This window comes from Haloferax marisrubri, from assembly GCF_001469875.2.
GTDB lineage: Archaea > Halobacteriota > Halobacteria > Halobacteriales > Haloferacaceae > Haloferax > Haloferax marisrubri.
In genome coordinates this window covers 359,237-381,516 of sequence record NZ_LOPW02000018.1, presented here as the reverse complement: position 1 = coordinate 381,516, position 22,280 = coordinate 359,237, and the positions used below count along the sequence as shown (strand labels likewise).

21 protein-coding genes are annotated in these 22,280 nt (G+C 58.1%); 7 read left to right on the top strand and 14 right to left on the bottom strand.

From position 1 onward, the window contains the following. Both AUR65_RS19790 and AUR65_RS16760 read right to left on the bottom strand, forming a co-directional pair. The coding region (locus AUR65_RS19790; protein WP_199180629.1) for a hypothetical protein at nucleotides 1–252 on the bottom strand (252 nt) is incomplete at its 3' end. Nucleotides 253–1,298: 1,046 nt separating this feature from the next. Continuing rightward, a complete protein-coding gene (locus AUR65_RS16760) occupies nucleotides 1,299–2,039 on the bottom strand; it encodes a helix-turn-helix domain-containing protein (RefSeq protein WP_058568040.1) in 741 nt (246 codons plus the stop codon). A 117-nt stretch (nucleotides 2,040–2,156) separates the two neighbouring features. Here AUR65_RS16760 and AUR65_RS16755 point away from each other — a divergent pair, with 117 nt between their 5' ends. Then, entirely contained in the window at nucleotides 2,157–2,741 is a 585-nt protein-coding gene (locus tag AUR65_RS16755; protein ID WP_058568039.1) for a PaaI family thioesterase, read from the top strand. Between the two features lie 473 nt (nucleotides 2,742–3,214). Then, nucleotides 3,215–4,021 carry an aldo/keto reductase gene (locus tag AUR65_RS16750; RefSeq protein WP_058568038.1) on the top strand — a complete coding sequence of 269 codons (807 nt, stop codon included), beginning with the start codon at nucleotides 3,215–3,217 and terminating at the stop codon, nucleotides 4,019–4,021. A gap of 56 nt (nucleotides 4,022–4,077) precedes the next feature. On the opposite strand, the gene AUR65_RS16745 is transcribed toward AUR65_RS16750, so the two are convergent. Together AUR65_RS16745 and AUR65_RS16740 are read right to left on the bottom strand one after the other, a co-directional pair. Beyond that, on the bottom strand, nucleotides 4,078–4,788 hold the full coding sequence (locus AUR65_RS16745) for a helix-turn-helix domain-containing protein (RefSeq protein WP_058568037.1): 711 nt from the start codon (nucleotides 4,786–4,788) through the stop codon (nucleotides 4,078–4,080). A gap of 65 nt (nucleotides 4,789–4,853) precedes the next feature. Then, on the bottom strand, nucleotides 4,854–5,474 hold the full coding sequence (locus AUR65_RS16740; RefSeq protein WP_058568036.1) for a cysteine hydrolase family protein: 621 nt from the start codon (nucleotides 5,472–5,474) through the stop codon (nucleotides 4,854–4,856). 247 nt (nucleotides 5,475–5,721) lie between these two features. Here AUR65_RS16740 and AUR65_RS16735 point away from each other — a divergent pair, with 247 nt between their 5' ends. Further along, nucleotides 5,722–7,044: an MFS transporter gene (locus AUR65_RS16735; RefSeq protein WP_084816509.1), complete on the top strand. Its 1,323-nt coding sequence runs from the start codon at nucleotides 5,722–5,724 to the stop codon at nucleotides 7,042–7,044. 1,129 nt (nucleotides 7,045–8,173) lie between these two features. Here the strand turns inward: AUR65_RS16735 and AUR65_RS16730 are convergent. Next, on the bottom strand, nucleotides 8,174–8,947 hold the full coding sequence (locus AUR65_RS16730; RefSeq protein ID WP_058568035.1) for a helix-turn-helix domain-containing protein: 774 nt from the start codon (nucleotides 8,945–8,947) through the stop codon (nucleotides 8,174–8,176). Between the two features lie 391 nt (nucleotides 8,948–9,338). On the opposite strand from AUR65_RS16730, the gene AUR65_RS20365 reads away from it, so the two are divergent. Both AUR65_RS20365 and AUR65_RS16720 read left to right on the top strand, forming a co-directional pair. Continuing rightward, on the top strand, nucleotides 9,339–9,500 hold the full coding sequence (locus AUR65_RS20365; RefSeq protein WP_233194403.1) for a hypothetical protein: 162 nt from the start codon (nucleotides 9,339–9,341) through the stop codon (nucleotides 9,498–9,500). Between the two features lie 79 nt (nucleotides 9,501–9,579). Then, nucleotides 9,580–10,548, top strand: coding sequence for an LLM class oxidoreductase (locus AUR65_RS16720; protein WP_058568034.1), 969 nt, complete (start codon nucleotides 9,580–9,582; stop codon nucleotides 10,546–10,548). A 20-nt stretch (nucleotides 10,549–10,568) separates the two neighbouring features. On the opposite strand, the gene AUR65_RS16715 is transcribed toward AUR65_RS16720, so the two are convergent. From AUR65_RS16715 to AUR65_RS16675, 9 genes are all read right to left on the bottom strand, one after another. Then, the gene (locus AUR65_RS16715) at nucleotides 10,569–11,246 is read right to left on the bottom strand and encodes an IS6 family transposase (protein ID WP_084816508.1); all 678 of its coding nucleotides are present in this window, start codon (nucleotides 11,244–11,246) and stop codon (nucleotides 10,569–10,571) included. 387 nt (nucleotides 11,247–11,633) lie between these two features. Continuing rightward, a complete protein-coding gene (locus AUR65_RS16710; RefSeq protein ID WP_058568033.1) occupies nucleotides 11,634–13,277 on the bottom strand; it encodes a BCCT family transporter in 1,644 nt (547 codons plus the stop codon). Nucleotides 13,278–13,503: 226 nt separating this feature from the next. Further along, nucleotides 13,504–14,262, bottom strand: a complete 759-nt coding sequence (locus AUR65_RS16705; RefSeq protein ID WP_058568032.1) for an HpcH/HpaI aldolase family protein — start codon at nucleotides 14,260–14,262, stop codon at nucleotides 13,504–13,506. A 102-nt stretch (nucleotides 14,263–14,364) separates the two neighbouring features. Then, nucleotides 14,365–15,264, bottom strand: coding sequence for an IclR family transcriptional regulator (locus AUR65_RS16700; protein WP_233194402.1), 900 nt, complete (start codon nucleotides 15,262–15,264; stop codon nucleotides 14,365–14,367). 213 nt (nucleotides 15,265–15,477) lie between these two features. After that, on the bottom strand, nucleotides 15,478–16,926 hold the full coding sequence (gene xacF / locus AUR65_RS16695) for a 2,5-dioxovalerate dehydrogenase (RefSeq protein WP_058568030.1): 1,449 nt from the start codon (nucleotides 16,924–16,926) through the stop codon (nucleotides 15,478–15,480). A gap of 137 nt (nucleotides 16,927–17,063) precedes the next feature. Further along, nucleotides 17,064–17,510: a universal stress protein gene (locus tag AUR65_RS16690; protein WP_058568029.1), complete on the bottom strand. Its 447-nt coding sequence runs from the start codon at nucleotides 17,508–17,510 to the stop codon at nucleotides 17,064–17,066. Between the two features lie 59 nt (nucleotides 17,511–17,569). Further along, complete coding sequence (locus AUR65_RS16685; protein ID WP_058568028.1) at nucleotides 17,570–17,980, bottom strand: EamA family transporter; 411 nt, start codon at nucleotides 17,978–17,980, stop codon at nucleotides 17,570–17,572. 342 nt (nucleotides 17,981–18,322) lie between these two features. Then, nucleotides 18,323–19,570, bottom strand: a complete 1,248-nt coding sequence (locus AUR65_RS16680; protein ID WP_084816507.1) for a saccharopine dehydrogenase family protein — start codon at nucleotides 19,568–19,570, stop codon at nucleotides 18,323–18,325. Nucleotides 19,571–19,835: 265 nt separating this feature from the next. Continuing rightward, nucleotides 19,836–20,339 (bottom strand): aldo/keto reductase, encoded by a 504-nt coding sequence (locus AUR65_RS16675; protein ID WP_084816506.1) that lies wholly within the window; start codon nucleotides 20,337–20,339, stop codon nucleotides 19,836–19,838. Between the two features lie 294 nt (nucleotides 20,340–20,633). On the opposite strand from AUR65_RS16675, the gene AUR65_RS16670 reads away from it, so the two are divergent. Continuing rightward, the gene (locus AUR65_RS16670; RefSeq protein ID WP_058568026.1) at nucleotides 20,634–20,978 is read left to right on the top strand and encodes a hypothetical protein; all 345 of its coding nucleotides are present in this window, start codon (nucleotides 20,634–20,636) and stop codon (nucleotides 20,976–20,978) included. A gap of 208 nt (nucleotides 20,979–21,186) precedes the next feature. Further along, nucleotides 21,187–22,280 (top strand): MFS transporter (locus AUR65_RS16665; RefSeq protein ID WP_146047442.1); only part of this gene is annotated, 1,094 nt, incomplete at its 3' end.

The window sequence follows — 22,280 nt, the reverse complement described above, 5'->3', positions numbered from 1 at the left end:
GAGAGTCTCCTCTTCTGGCCCCAGTGTCAGACACAGCGTGAACCCCCCAGTCGATGCAATCTGGACAACTTCGTTCGTGTCCGGATTAACGTGGTATATTTGGCCGTCTTCTCCACCTGCATAGAGCGTTCCATCGGCTGCGACAGCAACGTCCTCAGGATGGTCGAGGTAGGTTTCTAAATACGGATCTGCACCGATTATTCGAGCGTCATCAAGTGAACAGACAGTGTCCTCTGTCCGTGATGGGTCCATACATTCCGGTTGGTTCTCTCTCATATAATTTGATTGGTAGTACGAGAGTCTACTACCTCGAACCCCCCCTTCGAGGTACACCTCACCTGTTATTGACCATACCTTCGGTTCAGCTCTGAGTGTATTGGAGAGTATTTCGATTCCAGATTCACTATTTAGATCAATAGGTAACAATATCATTCGGACGAACTAACATAGAGTGAGTACGAGTTCTTACCCGTGGTACTCGCCGGCGTAAGTTCATATCCCATCTCGGTTTCGGCCTCGACAATATGACAATTATATAGTATAGTAAAATTTCAATAATTATAGGGACTATCTAACGATAAGAGTCAAATTCAACAATCGATGTATAGACGCATTCACAACTATAGTTGTGGTTATTAACTCGATATTTGTATTGTCTTCCAAAATAAATGTTTAAATCTAACATATAAACCTATTCAATCTTAGAATGATATATGCGACAGGCGAACAAGTTCTGTTCACATCAAAAAGCCGCTAGCACTCGAATTAACGGTTGTCTATCGCATTTGGACACAAGTTTTCCGACCAGTTTGGATAGCTCCTGTTTACTATCACAAATCTAGTCATTTGTGTAAAAAATCGCAAAACACACATTTAAAATCTGTGGGGGATAATCGCATCACGGGCAGCCCAATCTCCACGTCACAGTTCCTGAGTTCAGCATTCCACTGAACCAGTAGCATATCTCAGAATGACCGCTGATATCTGGACCTGAGATCCCATCGTTTCCGGAGCAACGAAGTCAGAATGCAGACGATTCGCCATCAAGTTTGATTCAAGCTCAAAACCGTCGTTGAGAAGGCACGCAACAGTTCCATCCTCCGAGGTTGTGAGAAGTTGAGACTGGTCATCTCAATGCATACGATGTGAACGCAACATAGTTTTCATTCAGAGGACTCAGGTTGGATCGACCGCTCAGTATGCATGGAATCGGTTATCCGGTTGTCGCAGATTAGGGGGCCGTCGACAACAACAGCCCGTATGAGTTACAATACAGATCAGCCCTGATGCTGTCTGACTTATGTAGTGACAGTATCGCGCGTGGCTTCACTAAACACCGAGTTCGTCAGCCACCGTTCTGCTCTGCGGAGTCGGTACCGAAGCGTCGATTTCGGAAGATCAAGTTCATCAGCCACGTCCCCCAGCGATGCTTCTCGCGGTGTCTCGTAGTAGCCAAACCCAACTGCTGCCTCGATGGCTTGGCGGTGGTCGTATGGGAGATCCATCTGCGAGATTTCTGCGTTCAACCAAGCCGACGGAGACCCGACTTGTTTGAGTGATAACTCGACTCCCTCTGGAAGGCCATCCTGTAATCGGTCGAATACCTCACCACCCATCGTATCGCCCGGGAGCAGGACCCGCCACTCGTACACATTCCCGCGCCGTCGCGCGTCGAACAGTGCCCCATTACCGACGGTCTGCGTAGTGAAGAAGGGTACCGAGTGGCAGTACCTCCCGCCTGATGAGTACGAGTAGATGAACCGACCTCCTCTCTCGTCTGCGACCACCTCGTGCTCTCCGTCAATAGTGCAATCAGGATGCTCACCGAGGCACTCGTTGCACACGGAGTGATCCGTCATCACTTGCTCTACTTTGTCCAGCGCATCATCCGGCCCGACGAACCGGTCGACTCGCCAGAGCCCCGCACTTGAGGCGGAAACCCGCAGGGCACGGCCGACGAGATCTGGATGAGAAATAAACACATCCATGAGTGTATCAGCACCTCGCTCGTACTCGGCTGTAAAGATATATTCGCGCATATACAGACTATAGATCTGGCCCTACAAACCTTCTTGGTCGCTTCCTTGCAGTTTATGGATTTAATATTGCGTATACGCAAACTCAGAACTACGGGGTGCCCCCGTGAACGTTGTGGCGTGAACGAGACGGACACCCGAAGTTTGGAAATCGAACTACCCATCGCTGTGTACGAGCACCTGGAAGACGAGGACGAGACGGTCGCTGAAACCCTCGCGGCTCTCGCGACGGGTCACGTACAGTTGCAAGAGTCCATCGAAGCCTACACGAACCGAACGGATGGAGGCGCAGGCTCGGATTCGACCCCGCTGGAGACGAATCCACCGATCGCAGAGTTACTTGGATTTCAGGTGGAGTCGATTGGCGACGGCGAAGCAGTCGTGACTTTCGAACCGGGACCGGAACACGCCAATCCGATGGGAACGCTCCACGGTGGCGTTCTCTGTGACATCGGCGACATGGCGATGGGGGTCGCCTACGGGAGCACGCTCGCCGACGACGAGTCGTTCACGACGCTCGAATTAGACGTCAAGTTCCGGCGACCCGTGTGGGAGCAGCCACTTACTGCGACGGGGCAGGTTATCGACGCAGGACGAACCGTGGGGCTCGTCACGTGCGATATTACCGGTCCGGACGGAGAACTCATCGCACACCTCCAAAGTACCTGTTTGACGTTACGAGGCGATTCTGCCGAAGGGCGATAAACGGGGATCCATCTAGTTAGTTCGGTGGCACGACCAACGATCATCGAGATTTGGACAACCCCATCGTATCGTCGATGGCTCGGCTGGGGACTGCTTGCGGCTTCGTTCCTCATCGTTAGCTTCCACCGTAACGCAACGGCCGTCCTATCGGAAGAGCTAGTCGAGACGTTCTCTACCACCGGCGCACAGTTAGGTTTGCTCCACCCTTCGTTCTTCTACATCTACGCCGCGCTGCAGCTTCCGTCTGGATTCATCGTGGACTGGCTGGGAACGCGCAAAGTCGGAGCACTCGGGACCGCACTCTGGGGGTTGTGGAAGTTGAGACTGGGTCTCTCACTGCATACGCTTCCAAGGTGCAGTCTCTCCAGCAGTCACTGACGGCCTTCTATTGCAAGACTCTCCCTGAGACTGTAACACAACTCGTTGAAATATCCCAAACACAGGTCTAACTATGTTCTCGGCGATAACCTACCATGGACGTTCCAACCGTCTCAAACGACCTTCCTGCACTCGGTCTCGGGACATACAAGAATGAGGGAGAACAGGTCACTGAAAGCGTCAAGACTGCGCTTGACGTCGGTTATCGTCATATCGACACCGCGCAAGTATACGACAACGAAGCCGCCGTTGGCGCCGGAATCGAAGCATCGTCTGTACCTCGAGACGAAGTCGTCGTCGCCACGAAGATCTGGAATGATGATCTCGCAGGGGACGATGTCGTCGAGAGCGCTAAAGAGAGCCTCGACCGGCTCGGGCTTGACCGTATCGAGATACTCTATGTCCACTGGCCGGCGGGTGGCTACGAGCCAAGCGAGACTATTCCGGCATTCAATCAACTGTACGACGAGGGCCTTGTCGATAGCATCGCAGTCAGTAACTTCCTCCCCGAGCAGTTAGAGACTGCGCTGGACCGTTCTGACGCACCGATCGTTGCTAACCAAGTCGAACTCCACCCACTCTTCCAGCAGCCCGAACTACGGGAGTTCTGTGAGAAAAACGGTGTCGCTGTAGTCGCCTACGCCCCCATCGCTCGTGGGAAGGTATTCGACGTGCCAGAACTAGGCGAAATCGCCGAGAAACATGGGGCTAGCGAGGCTCAGGTCAGTCTAGCGTGGCTTCGACAAAACGGTATCGCTGCTATTCCCAAGGCCACCAGTAAAGAACACATCCGCGCAAACTGGGAGAGTCAACATCTCACGCTCGACGATGAAGACCTCTCGAAGATTTCCACACTCAGCTATAACGAACGGCAGGTCGACCCCGACTTTGCCCCGTGGTAACGACGTAGACACACGCTGTCAGAATACAGATTTCTGTCTCTCTTTTCAGCTCCACTTCAGAGATGTTCGACGAACTGCTTCGCCAGCCATGACTCAGCTGCGTTGAGTCGGTACTGATACGTCGACTGGGAGATTCCGAGTTCATCGGCGACATTGACGGCACTTGCCTGTCGCGGTTTCTCGTAATAGCCGAGTTCGACGGCGGCTTCGATGGCTTCACGCTGTTCGGGCGGGAGACTACCACTTCGGACGACGTTGTTTGTCCAGTACGTCGGGTCGCTTATCTTGGTCAGTTCGACCGAGACACCGTCTCGAACCCCCGCGTGGAGGCGGTCGTAAATGTCGCTCACCGCGCGCTCGTCGTCGACAAGGATACGCCATTCGTACTCGTTGCCGCGGCGGTCGGTCTGACAGAGATGTCCGTCGCCGAGGTACTCGTTGATGATTGATGTGACAGACCGGGCATCGTCGCGTTCTGGCCGGCGCGTGTAGACGACACACTCCTGAGGATCTCGGAGAATTACCTCGTACTCCCGATCGACGACCAGCTGGTCGCCGATCACAGCATCACAGTGCGCTATGTCGGCGATGAGTGCCTCGAAGGCGTCGAGTGCTTCAGGTTTCCCAGTCACGTAGTCTAACCGCCACATCGTCTCGTCGGACGCGTGTGAGATGGCGATTGCGTGGAGACTCGGCCATTCGATGAAGAGATCCATGAGGTCGTCGGCACCCTCTTCATAGTGTATCGTGAAGACGTACTCTCGCATCTGTAAAGAGAGGACCGAGAGGCGGATAATTGCTTCTGTGCCTCTTCGAGCGCGTTGTCGCGTCGCTACTCTGTGAGGGCGGCGAGCACGTCTTCTGTCGACTCGATATCGGTCATCTGGGTGAGCGTGTAGTTGAGTGCAGCATTTTGCCACTCTTCGGAGAAGCTCGCCGTTGCGTCCTCAACGACGGTCACGTCGTAACCGAGGTCCGCACCCGACCGAGCAGTCGATTCGATAGAGAAGTTCGTGAACACACCGGTGAGCACGAAGCTGTCGACGTCGAAGCCGCGAAGCAGGTTGTCGAGGTTTGTGCCGCGGAACCCGTCCACGCGCATCTTTTCGACGACGACATCGTCCTCCTGTGGTTCCATCCCGTCCATCGGCTGCGCACCCCACGATCCGCGAACGCAGACTTCGTCTGCGGCGATGTCCGAGAAAATCGCTGCATTCTGGGCGAGTCCAGCGGCGTCTTCCTCTGCGATGTAGTGGATGTGGATGACCGGGATATCTCGTTCCCGAGCGGCGTCCATCAGCGCCCCAATGTGCTCGTAGATGTTCTGTTCGTCGGCGTGTTCAGGGACACCGGAGTCCTTGTTCGCCCCTTCGTGATGAAGGTTGTCTCGCTGCATGTCTTGGACGAGTAGTGCAGTGCTGTCCGAGTCGATGTCGAGTGTTGGTTCGCTCATTGCATTCTTACAGATGGGGCAGTAGAGTCTGTATGTTCGCTTGAAATATTTCAACAGTCGGACTGCGGCACTCCTGTACCTCGGTGTGGGCGCCGACCGTCACCAACATCTATTGTTCACTACGAATGGTGACGCGACCGATAACCATCCAGTCGATACCGAACAATCGGCACAATTGGAATAGCGCAACTCTCGGTTTTAATCGTTTCTGGGACCGGGAATTTCGTTGGGATATTCCGAACGAGGGATGAATCGGAGTCCTCCCATCGAAGTAAATGTGCAATCCGACCAATCCGAACCAGCACACGACGATTCGCCCGGTGACAGCTCATCGGCGGGCGAACCGGTATCGCGCTTCTTCCCCTATCCGGCAGCACTGCTCGCGCTCACCATCAGCGCCTTTGCCATCGGGACGAACGAGTTCATCATCGTCGGCCTGTTGACTCCAATCGGCACCGACCTCGGCGTCACTGTTGCGACGGCCGGGCTCCTTGTGAGCCTGTACGCGCTCGCTGTCGCGTTCGGTGCACCTGTCATTACTGGCTTGGCGAGTCGAGTCGGCAGGCGGAAACTGCTGTTGAGCTTGATGGGGCTATTCGTCGCGGGGAACGTCGTCGCAGCGTTCGCCCCCACGTACGAACTACTCGTTCTCGCACGCGTCCTGACGGGGCTCGCCCACGGTGTGTTCTTCGCCATCGGGTCAACTATCGCCGTCGACATCGTCAGAAAAGAACGCGAATCTAGCGCTGTCGCTATCATGTTTGCGGGGCTGACCGTCGCAACGGCGACCGGTGTCCCGCTTGGGACTTATATCGGTCAGAGCTTCGGTTGGAGAACGACCTTCTGGGCTATCGTTCTTCTCGGCCTGATCGGCTTCGTCTCTAGTTGGGTTCTCCTCCCGCGTGACCTCGAAAACAAAGAACAAGGGTCGTTTGCGGACCAGCTTTCGGCGCTCGTTGAGGGTCAAATCCTCCTCGTCCTCGCAATGACTGCCATCGGATACGGTGGCACGTTCGTCGCGTTCACCTATCTGGAACCAATCCTCCGCGAGATATCCGGCTTCGAGCCTGCGACAGTAAGTGCCCTGCTCGTCCTCTACGGTGCCGGTGTCTTCGTCGGTAATCTCGGTGGAGGAAAGCTCTCCGACCGCTTCGGTGCAGTCCAGACGCTCGTCGGACTGTTCGCCGTACAAGCAGTGGTCCTCGCAGCGTTTACGTTCACCGCCAGCGACCCGACGTGGAGTATCGTCACGGTGTTCTTACTCGGCGTCGTCGGCTTCGCGAACGTTCCGCCGCTGCAGACGTACGTCGTCAATAAAGCCGAACGTCTCGCCCCCGAAGCGGTCAACGTCGTCTCCGGACTCAACATTGGCGCGTTCAACGTCGGCATCGCTGTCGGCGCCTACGTCGGTGGCTGGGTCACTGAGGGAGGTAACGGCCTCAGCCTCGTCGATACGCCGTGGATCGGTGCGCTGTTCGTCCTCGGTGGACTTGCTCTGACTGTTCTCAGTTGGTTGCTCGACCGTCGGCAGTCGTCGTCGGAGACTGCCTCGGTGGTCGCCTCCGACTGAATCACCGCTCGCGACATCCGCCTCGTACGAAGAGGTACTGTGTTTGTGAGTTATTTTTACTGAAAATGGGCGCTACGTTCGCTTCCTCAAGGAGCGGGTCGGGAGAGGATACAGCGTTCACGAGTGCAAAGCACTCGTGCACAAACGAGACGCGAGGCGTCTCGTCAACCCATCGCCCAAGAGACGGTCCGTGCCGACATGCCCGGCCCAGAATAGTGGACGACTCGCGTCTCTATTTAAAACCCGATAGTGCCACCACTACTGGGGCCGTGTACGTATGAAAGAGACTGCACAGGAGGCTACGGATACGTCGGTAGATCAATACCCAACCATGGTGTGAATATTGTAATCTCTGGGAGGATGTCACCTGTACTTCGAAGACGATACTGCGTCGTATATCCCTCTCGCTTGTCGCTTTGCGTTTGCCTCAGTTGGTGAGATTATCGAGCTTCGATATCGAAGTCGTGTCCCCACCCGGCCATTTGGGAGTGTAGCTTCTGTGAGTGTACCTAACCGATGCCCGGCTTGGCTCATGTACACCACCTCTCCATCGGTCTCCCTGCGAGAGAGGCCACGGTTCCGCTTCTGAACGAGTTCTTTCGCTTCTTCGATGTCGATGTCGAGAAGGACTGAGGAGTAAATCATGGTGAGTCCGTTCTTTCGGTTCTCGTTGGTCTGTGACCGTTCATGTTGGGGACGCTTGTTTCTCGCCTTCTGCAAGCAAGTTCGGAACGACTGACCGCGTGCATCAAATATTGGACAGATAGTAGCAAGATAGTGGTTGAATTCCGCATTTGGTGTGTGATTTTGCATACACAACCGGGAGTGATAACTGTTCCACCCGATCTGTTGGAATTCTCAATTCCTGATATGTCTCGATTGTCGTGCTGAACTCACCCTCGATATTCAGCACCACTTACTGTCTGGCTCAGAGGGTTTCAACAGAGTCGTTCCACCGTAACTGGTTCTGGTGAGACACAAAGCGGACGACGCCATGCGATTGGAGACGACTATTCTCCGTTCGAATCTACAAGCGGTTCAAGGCGAGTGCCTCGGGGTCGTATGGAAATCAAAACTTTCCGTGATGACGAGACGCTCTGCGTCTCGAACCATTTGACCCCGAGGCAGTTCACGCACTCACTTCGAGTTCGTCAGGGTCGACACGGTGTTCGACTTCGGTACCGAGTGTGTCCGTGACGAATTCACGAGCTAACCACGCCTCCGCCCGTGTCAAGCGGTACTGCAGCGTCGAGTTGGGGATGCCGAGTTTCTCGGAGATCTCTTTGACTGTATTACGACGCGGTGATTCGTAGTAGCCGAACTCGACTGCGGCTTCGAGTGCTGCTTGTTGTTCCGGTGGGAGCACGTCCGAGTCGAATCCCTCCTCGAGCCAGCATTCCGGCTCGCTGATGCGCTGGACGCTGAGCGAGAGTCCCTCGCTGAGGCCATCGTTCACCTCTTCGTAGATCTCACCGACAGTATCGTCGTCGTCGATTAGGAGCCGCCACTGGTACTGCTTTCCGCGACGCTCTGCTTGCATCATGAGACCATCTCCAATGTGCTTTGCCGCAACGTATGGAATCGACTGAACACCCTCACCCTCCTCACGACACGAGTAGACAATACGCCCGTTCGAGGTACTGGAGAGCATCTCATAGTTCCACTCGACAACCGGTGCCCCACACATCCCGATGACTTCGTTACAGAGGGTGACCCTCTCGACGACTGCGTCAAACTCCTCAAGGGCCTCTGTCGGGCCAGTGATTCTGTCGAGACGCCACATCGACTCGTTCGTCGCGTGGACTGCCATCGTTTTGGAGTGTAGGTCTGGGTTCTCGATGAAGAGGTCCATGACCTCGTCGGCTCCCTTCTCGTATTCGACAGTAAAGACGAATTCGCGCATGATATCTCACCTATTTGCTCGGCACCTATAGCCTTGTTTAGAATATTCCAACTCGAAGGGGAGCCGTGTGACGGACTCGGAATACCCCAACTAAGCTCTCAGGAGGCTTGAACCTCTAGTGACAGGTGTGATAGATAGGACGCCCCACCAAGGCCCGGAGGGACAACTGTCGTGTTACGACTGTGACCACACCTACTGGTTCCTCGGAAGTGGGCCCCACGACGGACGGTGTCCTCGGTGTGGTTCCCAGCTTGTCTCGCCAGCTGGTGAGCTCCGAGTCGTGACATCCCAGCCTGATGAGTGCAATATCGGCAGTAGCGACGTCACAGAGACGGGCGTTCGATTGGTCGGCCGAGACGATTCCGGGCGACTCTTTCAATATTGGTTCTGTGTGGACGACGACGACCAAGTCTGCAGTCGAATCGAGGTCTGTGGTCACCGACTGTCGCCCAGTGCGGACGGTGAGTGGCCTGTAGAGTTCTTTCCGGATGCAGTCTGGAACACCGCCGAGGCTGAAGGCCTGAATCTCTCAGGATACACCTGCCCCGACTGAGTCGCTGGTACCTGGAAGCCGCACAGTTCGGAATGTACCAACCAAGGGTCCATCGACCACGAGCAATAACGAGGAGTCGATGACCACATACGACTTCGACCACGGCTACAACGCCGGGTACGACCGCCTGTTTGGAGACGACGACCTGACACTCGGCCTGTTCTTTCCTATTGAATCGGTCCAACAGGGCAAACCCGCGATGGAGAATCAGGTCAAGCTCGCACAGCGTGCCGAGTCGTTCGGATTTGACGCGCTTTGGTTCCGTGATGTCCCCCTGTGGGACCCGTCGTTCGGTGACGCTGGCCATCTCTACGATACCTTCACGTATCTCTCGTACATCGCGGCGCAGACAGACAATATCGCACTCGCAACTGGAAGCGTCGTCCTCCCGCTCCGCCACCCACTTCACACCGCGAAGCAGGCAGCCTCTGTGGATCAACTCTCCGAAGGGCGTCTCGTGATGGGCGTCGCCAGCGGTGATCGACCGGTCGAATTCCCTGCGTTCGACGTCAACTCTGAGTCGCGAGGTGAGATGTTCCGCGAGCACATCGACGTGTTCCGTCAAGCACTCGGATCGGAGTTCCCGACTATTGATTCGACACGCTCGACACTAGAAGGGAATGCCGACGTCGTCCCGAAACCGACCAATGAGATTCCACTTCTCGTTACTGGCCACGCGCGGCAGGAACGTGACTGGATTGCCGAACACGGCGACGGTTGGCTGTTCTACACACAGGATTTTGAGACACAGCAAGCACTCACCAACGACTGGCGTCGACGAGTGGCAGAACAGGTTGGACCTGATGTAGAGAAACCCTTCGCGATGTCTGAACACATTGCCCTAACCGAAGATCCAGACGCCGAACCGCGACGCATCCATCAGGGCGTCGAACTCGGTCGAAACGAACTCATCGACCGGTTCGAACGATGGCACGACACCGGTGTCGACCATCTCACTATCAACCTTCGATACAACAATCGTCCGGCGGCGGACGTTCTCGAAGAAATTGGGACGGAAGTACTCCCAGAAGTATCGTTCACCCGATAAAATTGAGAACAAGGAACTGTCTAGTTAGTAACCACCTCGACTGGCGTTCGTCTATCGAGCGCTTGATGCGGTCTTTGATAGTTGTAGTATTGCACAAATTGTATGAACCGCTCGCGGACGCTTCTGTGACTGCCCACCCACGAATTATGGAAGCGGTCGACTCGAATTTTGAGAGTGTGAAACCATTTTTCGACGAGGTTTCGCTCGACGTAGTCAAGCCGACCGCTCAATCCTAATCGGGAGAGGGCAGTCTGATAGCCGTAGTCATCAACGCGAAACACAGCGTCTGAGAGATCGTGTTTCTCCGAGAGTCGATGGAGACACACAGCAGCCGGATCGGTACCATGTCGTCCAAACAATTCGACGTCAAGAATTAGCTTTGTTTCGATGTTTATTGCAGCGTACAACCAAGACCATTCGCCATTGATCTTGACAGCGGTCTCGTCGACCGCAACCCGCTTCGGCTTCGCCTCAGGTGGGTTGTGACCGCTGTCAGCCAGTCGATGTACCCACTGCCAAACAACTTGATGAGACTGTTCAACGCCGAGTAATCGAAGAATTTCTTTTGTCTCTCTAAGCGAACAACCGGTCGCGTGGAGCTGGACGGCGAACACCCTGACGGGTGTCGCCGTCCGCTCACGCTCCCAAGTTTCTTCTAAATCTGTCTCAAAGCACTCGCTGAGCAGGTCTGCGAGCATCTTGACCAACTAACTCAACGACCTGCTCGTTCCTCAAACTGGCTTAACTAGACAGTGCCACAAAACCCAAACTTCCAAACCGTGGATAGGTCGCTTTTTTCGGACGTGATCGATTTACTACCGACGACCCTTCGAACCAAAACTCAGAATGACAGACTTAGTTTTTCAACCTCCTCTGTGGAAATCAGCGTTGAACCGTCAACGAGTGCTTTGTTCACGAGGCGTCCTAGTCGAGGTGACTCCACCTACCCCAGACAGTTGTCGACGATACTAACAACACTACGGTCGTTGTACGGTCGGTTCGTCCCCGATGGTGTGGGAAAACGATTGACTGGGGCTGAGCGGAGTCCCGAACAACATCAAATCCGGTTCGTTACCGCTACTTGGCTAATCATTATCCGTACTCTTATCAGAATTACTTTGTGACGGTTTCGCCGACGAAACCCAGTTAACGAGTGCGTTTGACGACCCCCAGTCTTCCTCGCGCGTGAGTAGGACGGGACAGCTCTTCTCTAGCTGATACGCGAACCCGACCACCGTCACCAAGGCGAGAAGCGCCATCGGGAGCCCTGCGATAATCGTGAAGTTCTGGAGGATTCCTACGCCGCCGATAACCAACAGAAGCGACGTGAGCAGTCCGACAATCGCACCCCAGACGAACCGGTTGGCGATTGACGGGTGCTGTGTTCCCCCGCTAGTAGTAAGGATGGCCAAGCTGATCGTCGCGGAATCGATGGTCGTGATGAGGAAGGTGAACACGAGCAGTAAGAACAGGACGACGAACAGTTCCCCGAACGGCAGTTGCGCTAAAATCGGGTAGGTAGCCACCGAAATTCCGTAGGAATCGATAATGGACAGCAGGTCGACCTGCCCCGAGTGCTGGAGCAGCATGGAGTAGCCGCCCATGGTGACGAACCACGGGAGCGTCGCGGCGGTACCGCCGACCATCGCGCCGAAGATGACCTGCTTGAGCGTCCGACTGCGGCTGATGCGCGCGATGAAGATACCGGTCATGGGCGCGAAGCTAATCCACCACGCCCAGTAGAACACCGTCCACGAACCGACCCACGACTGCCCGCCACCCACGTTGACGTACAGCGACATATCGACGAAGTTCGCGATGTACTTCCCTATCCCCGCGGTCCCGAGGTTGAATATCGACGCGAATGGTGAGAAGACGAGGATGCAGACGAGGATGAACAGGAAGAGCACCACGTTGAACGTGGACACTCGCTTTATCCCCTTCTCGATTCCCAACACGGCCGAAGCGGTGTACCCGACCGTCAGCCCCGTCACGAGGGCGATAATCCCGAAGTCGCCGACCGACACGCCGTAATTGTACGAGAGGCCGGTGATGAACTGCTGGGCAGCGAGGCCGACCGTCACCGTCGCGCCGCCGGCCGCAGCGACCACGGCGATGACGTCAACGACTTTCAGCCAGGTCTTATCCAAGTTGTTCACGCCCAGAATCGGTACGAACACCGAGGAAGGCTTCATCGGGGCGTCCTTGCGGTGGACGTAGTAGGCGAGCGGGACTGACAGTATCATGTGGTTGACCCACGGCGAGATGCCCCAGTGGAACATCGTGTACTGCATCGCACCGATCATCGCACCGACTGATTGTGTTTGCGCGTTCACGAGCGGAGGGACGGTCTCGTAGTGAGACAGCGTCTCGGCAGCCCCCCAGAACACGATGCCCGCACCGAACGTCGCCGCGAACACCATCATGATGTACGACCCGTAGCTGAACTCCGGCGGCTCGTCCGGTTTGCCTAATTTAATCTCCCCCCACGGACTGATCATCACGAACAGGAAGAATATCACGAGCGCGAAGATCAACCCCTGGAAGTACCACGAGAGGTTCGTCGTGATGACCTTGTTGACGTTCTCGATCACGGTGCTCGACGTTTTCGGATAAAAGGCTAACGTCGAGACGAGAACGCCCGTTAGGAAGACCCCGATCGCGAACACGGGGGTGTCGATCTCGTCGTACAGGTTGGTGATCTCATCGCGGATTGGTGAGCCTGTCATTGGAATAGTTACGTCCGGGTGAAGTTACTGCGCGCTGGCCCGAGTCGGTGGACCATCTTCTGCGTCTTCGCGACTCGGTGACGGAGTACGCGTTCCACAGTTCCCACAAACTGCCTGTTAATACCTGACATACACTATGTGTGGTCAATGTTTATATATTTAAATCCTTTGTATTCTCACTCAAATTGACGATCGCACAGAGCGGCCGCTGCCGTGTCGAGGCCGCTCAGCGCTCGACCGCGCCGGCCAGCTCCGCGAAGGCGTCGCGGAGAACGGGGGCGTCCTCGGTGAGCGTGACGTACTGGACGCCCGTCTCGAGCCACTTCCGCGCCTGCGTTGGCGTGTCGGCGTACGTTCCGACGACCGTGTCGGTGTCCCTGGCTTTGCGGACGACGGACCGCATCGTCTCGACGACGTCATCGTGCTGCACGTCGCCGGGGACGCCAAGCGATTGCGAGAGGTCGTACGGTCCCAGAAACAGGACGTCGATACCGTCGACGTCGAGGATGGTATCGACGTTCTCGACCGCTTTAACGCCCTCTACCTGCAACGCCAGCACCGTCTCTTCGTTCTGCGTCGATTCGAACTCGGGTCCGCCCTCGTACGTTCCGGCGCGACCGTAGGGCGAGAGCCCGCGTTCACCTACTGGGTGGAATTTGGCCGCGTTCACCGCGTGTCGAGCGTCGTCCGCGGTTTCCACCTGCGGAATTTGCACGCCGTCGGCGCCGACGTCCAGGGCCCGCTGGATTTCGCCCGGCGCGTTCTCCCGGACCCTGACGACCGCCGCTCCGCCCTGCGACTGCGCGCCGGCACAGGCGCGCATTGTCGATTGTGCGGTGGCGGGGCCGTGTTCTTGGTCGATAACAACGAAGTCGAACCCCGCCACAGTCGCGATTTCGGAGACCATCATCGAGTTCACGATCTGAAACGTGCCGAGGACGGAATCGCCGTCTACAATCCGCTCGCGGAGAGAGTTTCCAGCCATACCGGAGACGTTTCGAGGGCCGATGTATCAATCTGCCGCCGACCGCACCGCCTCCGGCGTTTCGAGCGCACCCGTGAGAGCGACGAACGAGAGCCCTGCGCATCAGTAATCGCGGAAATTCAACTCGATCCGGTTTCTGACCCGCTTGAGGCGCGTGGGAAGCTCCGTCGTCAACCGCTCACCGACGACTTCCGTCGCGGGCCCCGACGCACTCAGCGCCCCGATGACCGCGTCATCGCCGTTCAGGACCGGAACCCCGACGCACCGCAGCCCCTGTCCGTACTCCTCGTCGTCTACCGAGTATCCTCGTTCGCGTATCTCGGTTAACTCCGAGCGGAGCGTCTCGCGGTCCGTTATCGTGTTTTCCGACCGCTTCGGAAGGCCATGCCGGTCGAGAATCGATTCGACCCGACGCTCCGGCAAGTGCGCGAGAATCGCCTTTCCGGTGGCGGTGCAGTATAGCTCGTGAACTTCGCCGGCTCGCGTCGACAGGCGGATGCGGTCATCGCCTCTCGTCCGGTAGAGGTACACGCCCTTTCCCCGGTCCTCGACGCTGATGTTGACGAGTAGCCCGGTCTCCCGGGAGAGTTCGTCGGCGTGCGGCCGAGCGACCTCATATATCTCCGTGTTCATGCGGACGCTCTCGCCGAGTTCCAGAAACCGGAGGCTGAGTTCGTAGCCCCGCTCGCCGTCGACTACGTAGCCGTGTTCGCGGAGCGTACTCAGGTGGTTGTGAGCCGTGCTCTTCGAGACTCCCGCGTACGTGGCCACGTCACTGACGCTCGGGGTCGTCCGCTCTTCCAGCGCCTCGAGTATCGCCAGCAGCGTTTCGTCCGACCGTATCGGCCGGGTCGCTTTCTCGGTCATATGACTTCTACCGCGTCCAGCCCATAGAATGTTTCCCAACCGATAATCGTTCAGCGTGGTCGAACGCCTGTTTGAAAAGTTATCGACGCCATTGGTAACGATTTTTGCACCTCTCGTGGACTGTTGTTTTGGCACGGATACGTTTTACAGACATAACGTTGTAATGGAATTGGTGGCCAAACGGTCGCTCGGCAGGCACAAACTCGTTCGATGTCATAGAACGGCTCGCCGACGTCCCGTGGTCTCGTCGTGTTAGTACCCTGTCGAATGCGGACGCGACGCTCAGCGTAGTCGGAAAGAAAAGTAAAAACAGCAGGAAGTGCGGGGCGCGCGAACCCGGAACCGGGCTCAGTAGTTGAGGTACACCGTCTTCGACGTCGTAAAGAATTCGAGGCCGGCGTCACCCTGTTCGCGCCACGTCTCGCTCGACGACGCCTTCATGCCGCCGAAGGGGACGTGGAGTTCGAGGCCGGTCGTCTTCTCGTTGACCTTGACGACGCCGGCTTCGACGTCATCGGTGAATTGATGGGCCTCGCTGAGGTCTTGTGTGACGATACTGGCGGAGAGCCCATATTTCGTGTCGTTGGCCAGCATCACCGCCTCCTCGTAGGAACTCACGGGGATAACGCCCACGACCGGGCCGAATATCTCCTCTTGCGCGATGCGCATCTCGCTGGACACGTCCGAGAAGACCGCCGGCTCGACGAAGTAGCCCGACTCGTGACGTGGTGCTTCGGGGACAGATCCACCGGTTTCGAGAGTCGCTCCCTCCGAGACGCCGACGTCGATGTAGTCCAGCGTCCCCTCAAGTTCGGATTTACTGACGTGCGGCCCCATGTCGTAGCCGTCCAGTGCGGGTCCAATGCTAATGTCCTCCGTAGCGGCCACGAGTTCGTCGACGAACTCGTCGTAGACGTCCTCGTGGACGATGGCTCGGGACGCCGCGGTACAGGCCTGTCCGGTTCCGCCGAACGCGCCGTCAGAGACGATTTCCGCGGCGGTGCTGGCGTCGGCGCTCGGCATCACGACCGTCGGGTTCTTCCCACCCATCTCGAGTTGGATGCGCTTGCCGTCCGCCGCGGCCGTCTCGCCGACCTGCTGTCCCACGACCGTACTCCCGGTGAAAGAAATCGCGTCGATTTCGTCGTGGGTCGTGAGCGTGCCGCCGACTTCGCTGCCTGAACCGGTAATGACGTTGAGCACGCCGTCCGGAAGACCGGCTTCGTCGAGGCACTTGGCAACTTCGTGTGCGACGGCGGGCGCCCGAGACGCGGGCTTGAGAACGACGGTATTCCCGGTGACGAGCGCGGGCGCGAGCTTCCACGTCGGAATGGCGATGGGGTAGTTCCACGGCGTGATCAGTCCGACCGTTCCTAGCGGCTCAGTCTTCGTTTCGAGGCGCGTGTCCCGTGAACTCGACGCTTTGACGTCGCCGCCCAGGTCTAACGCCTTCTCGGCGAAGTAGTACAGAATGTTGACAGCCCGGCCGACTTCGCCCGTCGCCTCGGGGAGCGCTTTCCCCTCCTCGCGAGCGAGCAACTCGGCGACTTCGTCGGACCGTGATTCGAGACGCGACGCAGCGCGGCGGAGAATCGCACCGCGCTCGGGCGCTGGGGTGTCTTCCCACGCCGCTTGGGCTGCGACCGCGGCATCGACTGCATCTCGGGTGTCGCCGGCCGTGGACGACGGGAACTCGCCGATTACGTCGTCCGGGTCTGCGGGGTTCCGCACCTCGAACGTCTCGCCTGATTCAGAGCCTGTCCACTTGCCGTTACAGTAGTTATTGAACGCCGGCATGTACTCTCATCCACGGAACCCTCATTATAATATCTGGCGGTCTCGTCAATCTGGGAGCCGTCGTGGGCATCGCGGCTATCGCGGTCGCTGTGTCTCTCTTGCGGGTTACGTCGGCGGTCTCGGAGTGGTGCGTACCGCTATTCGGTTCCTGTTGGGACGTTGAGCACCGGCACCGTGGAACTGAGCATCACGCGCTGCGTGACGCTTCCGAACAGGGCCTTCCCCGTCGGCGACCTGCGTCGTCCCCCGACGACGATGTATCGGGTGTCAACGTTGTCCGCGTACGTCGTGATCTGCTCCGCCGGGTCACCGACGCGGACAACATTCTCTATCTCCGCTGTGTCGTGTTCGAGTTCCCCGTTCGCCGCCGCCCGCTCGATAATCTCCGCTCCGACGCGTTTGACCTCGCGGTTCTCGGTAACCGCTTGTCCCTCAACCTCCTTTTTGAGGGTGTCAACGAGATCCATGCGCTGGAGCACGTGAAGCGAGTGGAGCGGTTCGTCGAGGTCCGCGGCGAGGGCCGACGCCCGCGCGAGAACGGTTGCTGCTCGGTTCGAGTCGTTGACTGCAACTACGACCGTCATATCCTACGCATGAACGTCGGACAACAAATTTCCTTGGGAGGCGGTATGATCCGCATTACCTACTGTGCGAGTAGTATCACAGCGCCGACCGCCAGCGCGATGCCTGCGATTTTGACCTGTCCAAGCGACTCCTCTAGGAAAACGACCGCGAGGAGGGTCGTCCCGAGGAGGTACATCCCGCTGATGCTCGTCGCGACGGCGGCGGAGCCCTGACTGAGCGCGAGGTAGTAGCTGATCGTTCCGAGCCCGAGGAACAGCCCTCCCGCGAGCGCGAATCCGATCCCTCTCGTGGAGACGACGACCGCGCCGCCGCGCCAAAGGAGGTACGAGGCGGCGGCCGTGAGCCCGGCGACGTACGTGTAGATGACGGCTTGCTCCGCCGGAAGCGACTTCGTCGCGACTTTGGCGAGAAACGCCCAGCCCGCGTAGAGCGCCATCGACCCGAACGCGAAGAGAACTGTCTTTGACATAGTATGCGCCTCCTGTATATTAGGGAAGACCGGTATTGATTTTTTGCCTCTCCGGGACGGGACTCTTCCCGAAGAAAGCGTGTTCACGTTCCTCCCTTGCTGTCGGCCGGTATCCGAGGGGAGCAGTACTCATCCGGTCAATCCGACCCCCTGGGGAGGTAGTACTCGCACGTTTGGCAAACAAATTCTCTGTCGTGGTACGTTTCGACGGCGACGAGGGTTTCGTCGCAGTTTGGACATCGCATACAGGTCTACATCACATCGACGTATGGTTAAATCTTTATACGACAACTGTCGAATTAGGTGGGACAGCGAGCGTACCTCTGCGCTCGGCGCGTCCGCTTACGCGGACGTCGCAGCCTGCTTGGGCGGCGTCTGTTCTTCGGTCAGTTCGAAGCCGCGCGCTTCCATCATCTCGAAGTACCGCTCGGCGTCCATCCCACTGGTTTCGGTCACGAAGATTCCGTCCTTGTCCACGGAGCCCTCGGCCATGAGTTGGAGCGTCACCGACAGTGGTACGCCAACGTAGCAGCCGTACTCTCGCATCATCGAGATTTCGTTGCCATCGAAGAACGGAAACGGCTGTTCGAAGTGGTAGACCGCTGTCCCCGCTTCTCCTGCTGCCGTCCCCGTGACTTCCGACGAGAGAATCGTCTGTGGCGTCCACTCCGTCTCGCTGGAGAGTTCCTCGGGAGCCTTCCACTCAGCGTCTCGCTGCCGGCCGGCGCGCTTGACTTGCGACTGGGCGACTTCGAGCGGGTCGACCGTTCCACCCTCGACCTCGAGTGGGTCCGCGTCGAACGCGTCCATCGCGTGGAGCGTCCGCTCGTACTCGGCCCACTCCTCGTGCCAGATGCCGCGGGTGATGATTCGGTCGACGTTCGTCTCCTGTGCGATGGGTGCTTTCGGGAATGTGATGGGTTCGGGATGGGAGATGACGTACGTTTCCTGTTCGCCGATGGGGGCGGGGAACTCAAACGTCCGTTCCTGAGAGAACGGTGGGAGGTCGTTGATGACCTCTCCGTCTTCCCAGCGGGCCCGCTCGTCGACGTTCGGGTCGTGTTCATAGGTGACGGTGTCGGTGAGTCCGGCAGTCGTCTGGCTGAGGAGCCGCCACATCCCCCAGTAGAAGTTCACGTCGTCAACGTCGTCGAACTCGTCGCAGCCGACCATGCCGAGTGCGATAGTACTGACGAGGCCGCCGTTCGCGAACCACAGCGAACAGCCCGCTTCTGCGAACTCGTCGGATCGGCTGAGCACAGCGTCGAAGTCGAAGGCGTTCAGATCGACGCCGGTGAGGTCGCCGACCTCGACGATGGCGTCGAGGACGTTCTCTTCGAACTGGTACGGGAGTCCGTTCACCACGTACGCCGCGTCGTCGAGGACGCGGGCGATATCGTCCGCGCTCGTCGCATCGACCGGTTCGAATGTGGCGCGATCGTCGTCGATTAGTTCGACGAGCCGGCGAGCGTTCTTCTCGTCCGCGTCCGCGACGACGATTTCGTCGAAGTCGCTGGTCTGATACAGGTCGTACACGCAGGCGGAAGTCATCGCTCCGGAGCCGCCAAGGACTACAGTCTTACCGCTCATAATACGACTGAATATGCATGGTTAACCGACTTAATTCTATTGGGTGTCGGACCACCGTAGTCCGCGTCTCCTACTGGCCGAAACTCGGCCGGCTCATGAATCGGCGATCGTTTGGGAGCCGTCCGAAGGCCCGTTACACTTCATCCCAGGGCATCGGCTCGTCGTGAACCATCAGAACTCGACTCGCGCGTGACGGTTGTCTCTCCTTGTCGATGGCGTTTATTTCGGCGATATCTTGGGCTGCGAGGTCCAACCGTCGTGGGGTCTACTTCTCCGCGACGTGGTCGCCCGTCGCCTTCGGAATCGCCGCAATTCGGTCTTTGCTCGACAGCCAGGCCAAACTCACCGCGTCGGCGTCGCGTCGTACTTCTCGGAGATATCGACGAGCGTCGGCACCATCATCACGTCGCCCCCGACGATAAGCCGATACGTGACCAGCCAGTAGTCGTGTCACTGGACGTGTTCGAGGAAGAGTTGTTGCTGCAAGAGCGGATGCATCTCGGCCTGATGGGCGAACACGCGAGGCGTCCATCGCCTTGTCGGGCATCGGCACCGAGTAATTGTTGAGTCCGACGTAGTCGATGAGTACCCGCTCGTACAGTTCCGTGGACGCCACCATCGTCTCTTCGACGTCGCAGGCCTTCAGGGGATAGTGGACGGACAGTAGATCGACAGTCTCGATGCCGAGTGCGGCCAGACTCTCTTTCGTGTTTTCGAGTACGCGGTCGTAGCTGAGGTTGCTCGGCCGGACCTTCGTCGCGACAGACATCACCTCGTGCGGAACGTCTGACCGTCGGATGGGTTCATGGGTTCACCGACGTACTCCTCCGTGCCGTACTGGTGTGCGGTGTCTACGTATCGATACCCTTCGTCGTGCGCGATGAGAACGCTGTCGACACATCGCTGTCGCTGCTCCGGGTACCACATTCCGATACCCATCTCAAACGTGCTACTATGACTCGCGATACCAACCACTAATGAGTGGAATATAGCGCTTTGCTCCTCGGAAGCGGCCGCGGACCGAGGCGAAGTTTCTTTGCGGTCACTCGATCAAGTGCTACGTATGACCGATAACTCCGACAGTGACCGGCCTGACGACGTTCCGCCGTGGTGGGACGAGAACGTAGAGATTCGAGAGGAACTCGACCTCCCGGGCTATGACGCACCGAAGTTCGAAGACGACGTCTACGTCCACACAGTTGTCGAGGAGCTCGAAGCGAACCACGGCTGCAACATCCGGCTCGTTGACCCGTCGCCGTCGAAACTGAGCACGTGGGAGATACGTCTTGACGGCGAACCAATCGAGTCGGTCCACCGCTCGCGCGACAGCAGCGCGAACACCGTCTTCTCCATCACGTCGCCGGCGTTCAAGTCGCTCGTCGAGGACGCGGTGGCCGAACGAGAGTGACCGTGCGTCCCACTCGGCAATTTTAATTGCCAGCGCCGTAGACCATGACATAACACGCTGCAAGCAGCGCCAGAGACCGGTCGCTTGTCTCGCCACGCTTCGAGCGGGATATCTACCGCGGCGCGGGCTGCCTCCCCGACCGAATAGTTCGCTTCCCGCCCTCGACGGCGACCGAGACTCACCCAGACACCATGACACACCTACACCAATGCTAGAGACGTTTCGCGGGTACAACGGTAGACAACTGAACCTCCACGCGCTCGGCATCGTCGTGTCGCTCTCCGGTCTGCTCGTCGTCGCACCGATGCTCCCGGAGATAATCGACTACTTCGGCGTCAGCGCGGCCGAGGCCGGCGTGTCCATCTCATTCATGTGGGCGTGCAACGCCGCCGCGCAGTTCCCCGGCGGTCGGTACTCCGACCGCCTCTCGGCCCGCGTCGTGTTGCTCGGTAGCCAAGGCGTGATGATTCTCGGATTCCTCGTCTTGGCGGTAGCGACGACGTTCCCGGTGTTCGTCGCGGGGCTCGGCCTCATCGGCGCGGGATACGGGCTGTTCGAACCCGCCGGGTTCGTCCTGCTGCAGACCCAGTTCAAAGAGAATCGCGGGCGCGCGTTCGGCGTCCGAGACGCGGCCGTCAACCTCGGAAGCGCCCTGTCGGCTGTGCTCGCCGTCGCCATCGTTGGGACATTCACATGGCGAGACGCGTTCGTTCCGGTCGTTGTGTTGCTGGCGCTCGTCGGGGCCGGAACGCACAGACTCAACCGTGGCGAATACGCCGTCTCGCGCGTGACGCTCGACCTCAAAGCGGTGTGCTCTCGGCTCTTTCGGGAGCGCGAGACGTACGCTGTCCTCGTCGTCATGTCCGTCTCGATGTTTCTCTGGCAGGGCAGCGCGAGCTTCCTCCCGGCGTATCTGCAGGCGGTGAAATCCTTCACGTCGTTCGAGGCGACGGTCGCCTTCGCGAGCATGTTCGTCGTCGGCATGGTGGTTACGCCCGTCGCCGGCACGCTCAGCGACGCGTGGTCTCCCACCGGAATGGGCGTCGCCGCGATGGGATTCGGCGTCGTCGGGCTCTCCACGCTCGTGCTCGTCGACTCTACTGTCGGCGTCGGGCTTGGACTCATCGCCTACGCCATCGCTATCACCGCCATCTGGCCAGTCATGTACGTCTATCTTAGCGACGTGCTGGCGACGGAGACGATCGGCGGCGACCTCGGCGTCCTCAGAACGGTGTACTTCGCCGTCGGCAGTCTCGGGCCTGCGTACATCGGGACTGCGGCCACGCGACTGGGCTACACAGC

Excerpts from the sequence above, each read along its gene's own strand:
- AUR65_RS16760 (WP_058568040.1), bottom strand. The coding sequence starts at position 2,039 with ATGCGCGAATATATCTTTACAGCCGAGTACGAGCGAGGTGCTGATACA.
- AUR65_RS16750 (WP_058568038.1), top strand. The coding sequence starts at position 3,215 with ATGGACGTTCCAACCGTCTCAAACGACCTTCCTGCACTCGGTCTCGGG.
- AUR65_RS16745 (WP_058568037.1), bottom strand. The coding sequence starts at position 4,788 with ATGCGAGAGTACGTCTTCACGATACACTATGAAGAGGGTGCCGACGAC.
- AUR65_RS16740 (WP_058568036.1), bottom strand. The coding sequence starts at position 5,474 with ATGAGCGAACCAACACTCGACATCGACTCGGACAGCACTGCACTACTC.
- AUR65_RS16735 (WP_084816509.1), top strand. The coding sequence starts at position 5,722 with ATGAATCGGAGTCCTCCCATCGAAGTAAATGTGCAATCCGACCAATCC.
- AUR65_RS16730 (WP_058568035.1), bottom strand. The coding sequence starts at position 8,947 with ATGCGCGAATTCGTCTTTACTGTCGAATACGAGAAGGGAGCCGACGAG.
- AUR65_RS16720 (WP_058568034.1), top strand. The coding sequence starts at position 9,580 with ATGACCACATACGACTTCGACCACGGCTACAACGCCGGGTACGACCGC.
- AUR65_RS16715 (WP_084816508.1), bottom strand. The coding sequence starts at position 11,246 with ATGCTCGCAGACCTGCTCAGCGAGTGCTTTGAGACAGATTTAGAAGAA.
- AUR65_RS16710 (WP_058568033.1), bottom strand. The coding sequence starts at position 13,277 with ATGACAGGCTCACCAATCCGCGATGAGATCACCAACCTGTACGACGAG.
- AUR65_RS16705 (WP_058568032.1), bottom strand. The coding sequence starts at position 14,262 with ATGGCTGGAAACTCTCTCCGCGAGCGGATTGTAGACGGCGATTCCGTC.
- xacF (WP_058568030.1), bottom strand. The coding sequence starts at position 16,926 with ATGCCGGCGTTCAATAACTACTGTAACGGCAAGTGGACAGGCTCTGAA.
- AUR65_RS16690 (WP_058568029.1), bottom strand. The coding sequence starts at position 17,510 with ATGACGGTCGTAGTTGCAGTCAACGACTCGAACCGAGCAGCAACCGTT.
- AUR65_RS16685 (WP_058568028.1), bottom strand. The coding sequence starts at position 17,980 with ATGTCAAAGACAGTTCTCTTCGCGTTCGGGTCGATGGCGCTCTACGCG.
- AUR65_RS16680 (WP_084816507.1), bottom strand. The coding sequence starts at position 19,570 with ATGAGCGGTAAGACTGTAGTCCTTGGCGGCTCCGGAGCGATGACTTCC.
- AUR65_RS16675 (WP_084816506.1), bottom strand. The coding sequence starts at position 20,339 with ATGTCTGTCGCGACGAAGGTCCGGCCGAGCAACCTCAGCTACGACCGC.
- AUR65_RS16670 (WP_058568026.1), top strand. The coding sequence starts at position 20,634 with ATGACCGATAACTCCGACAGTGACCGGCCTGACGACGTTCCGCCGTGG.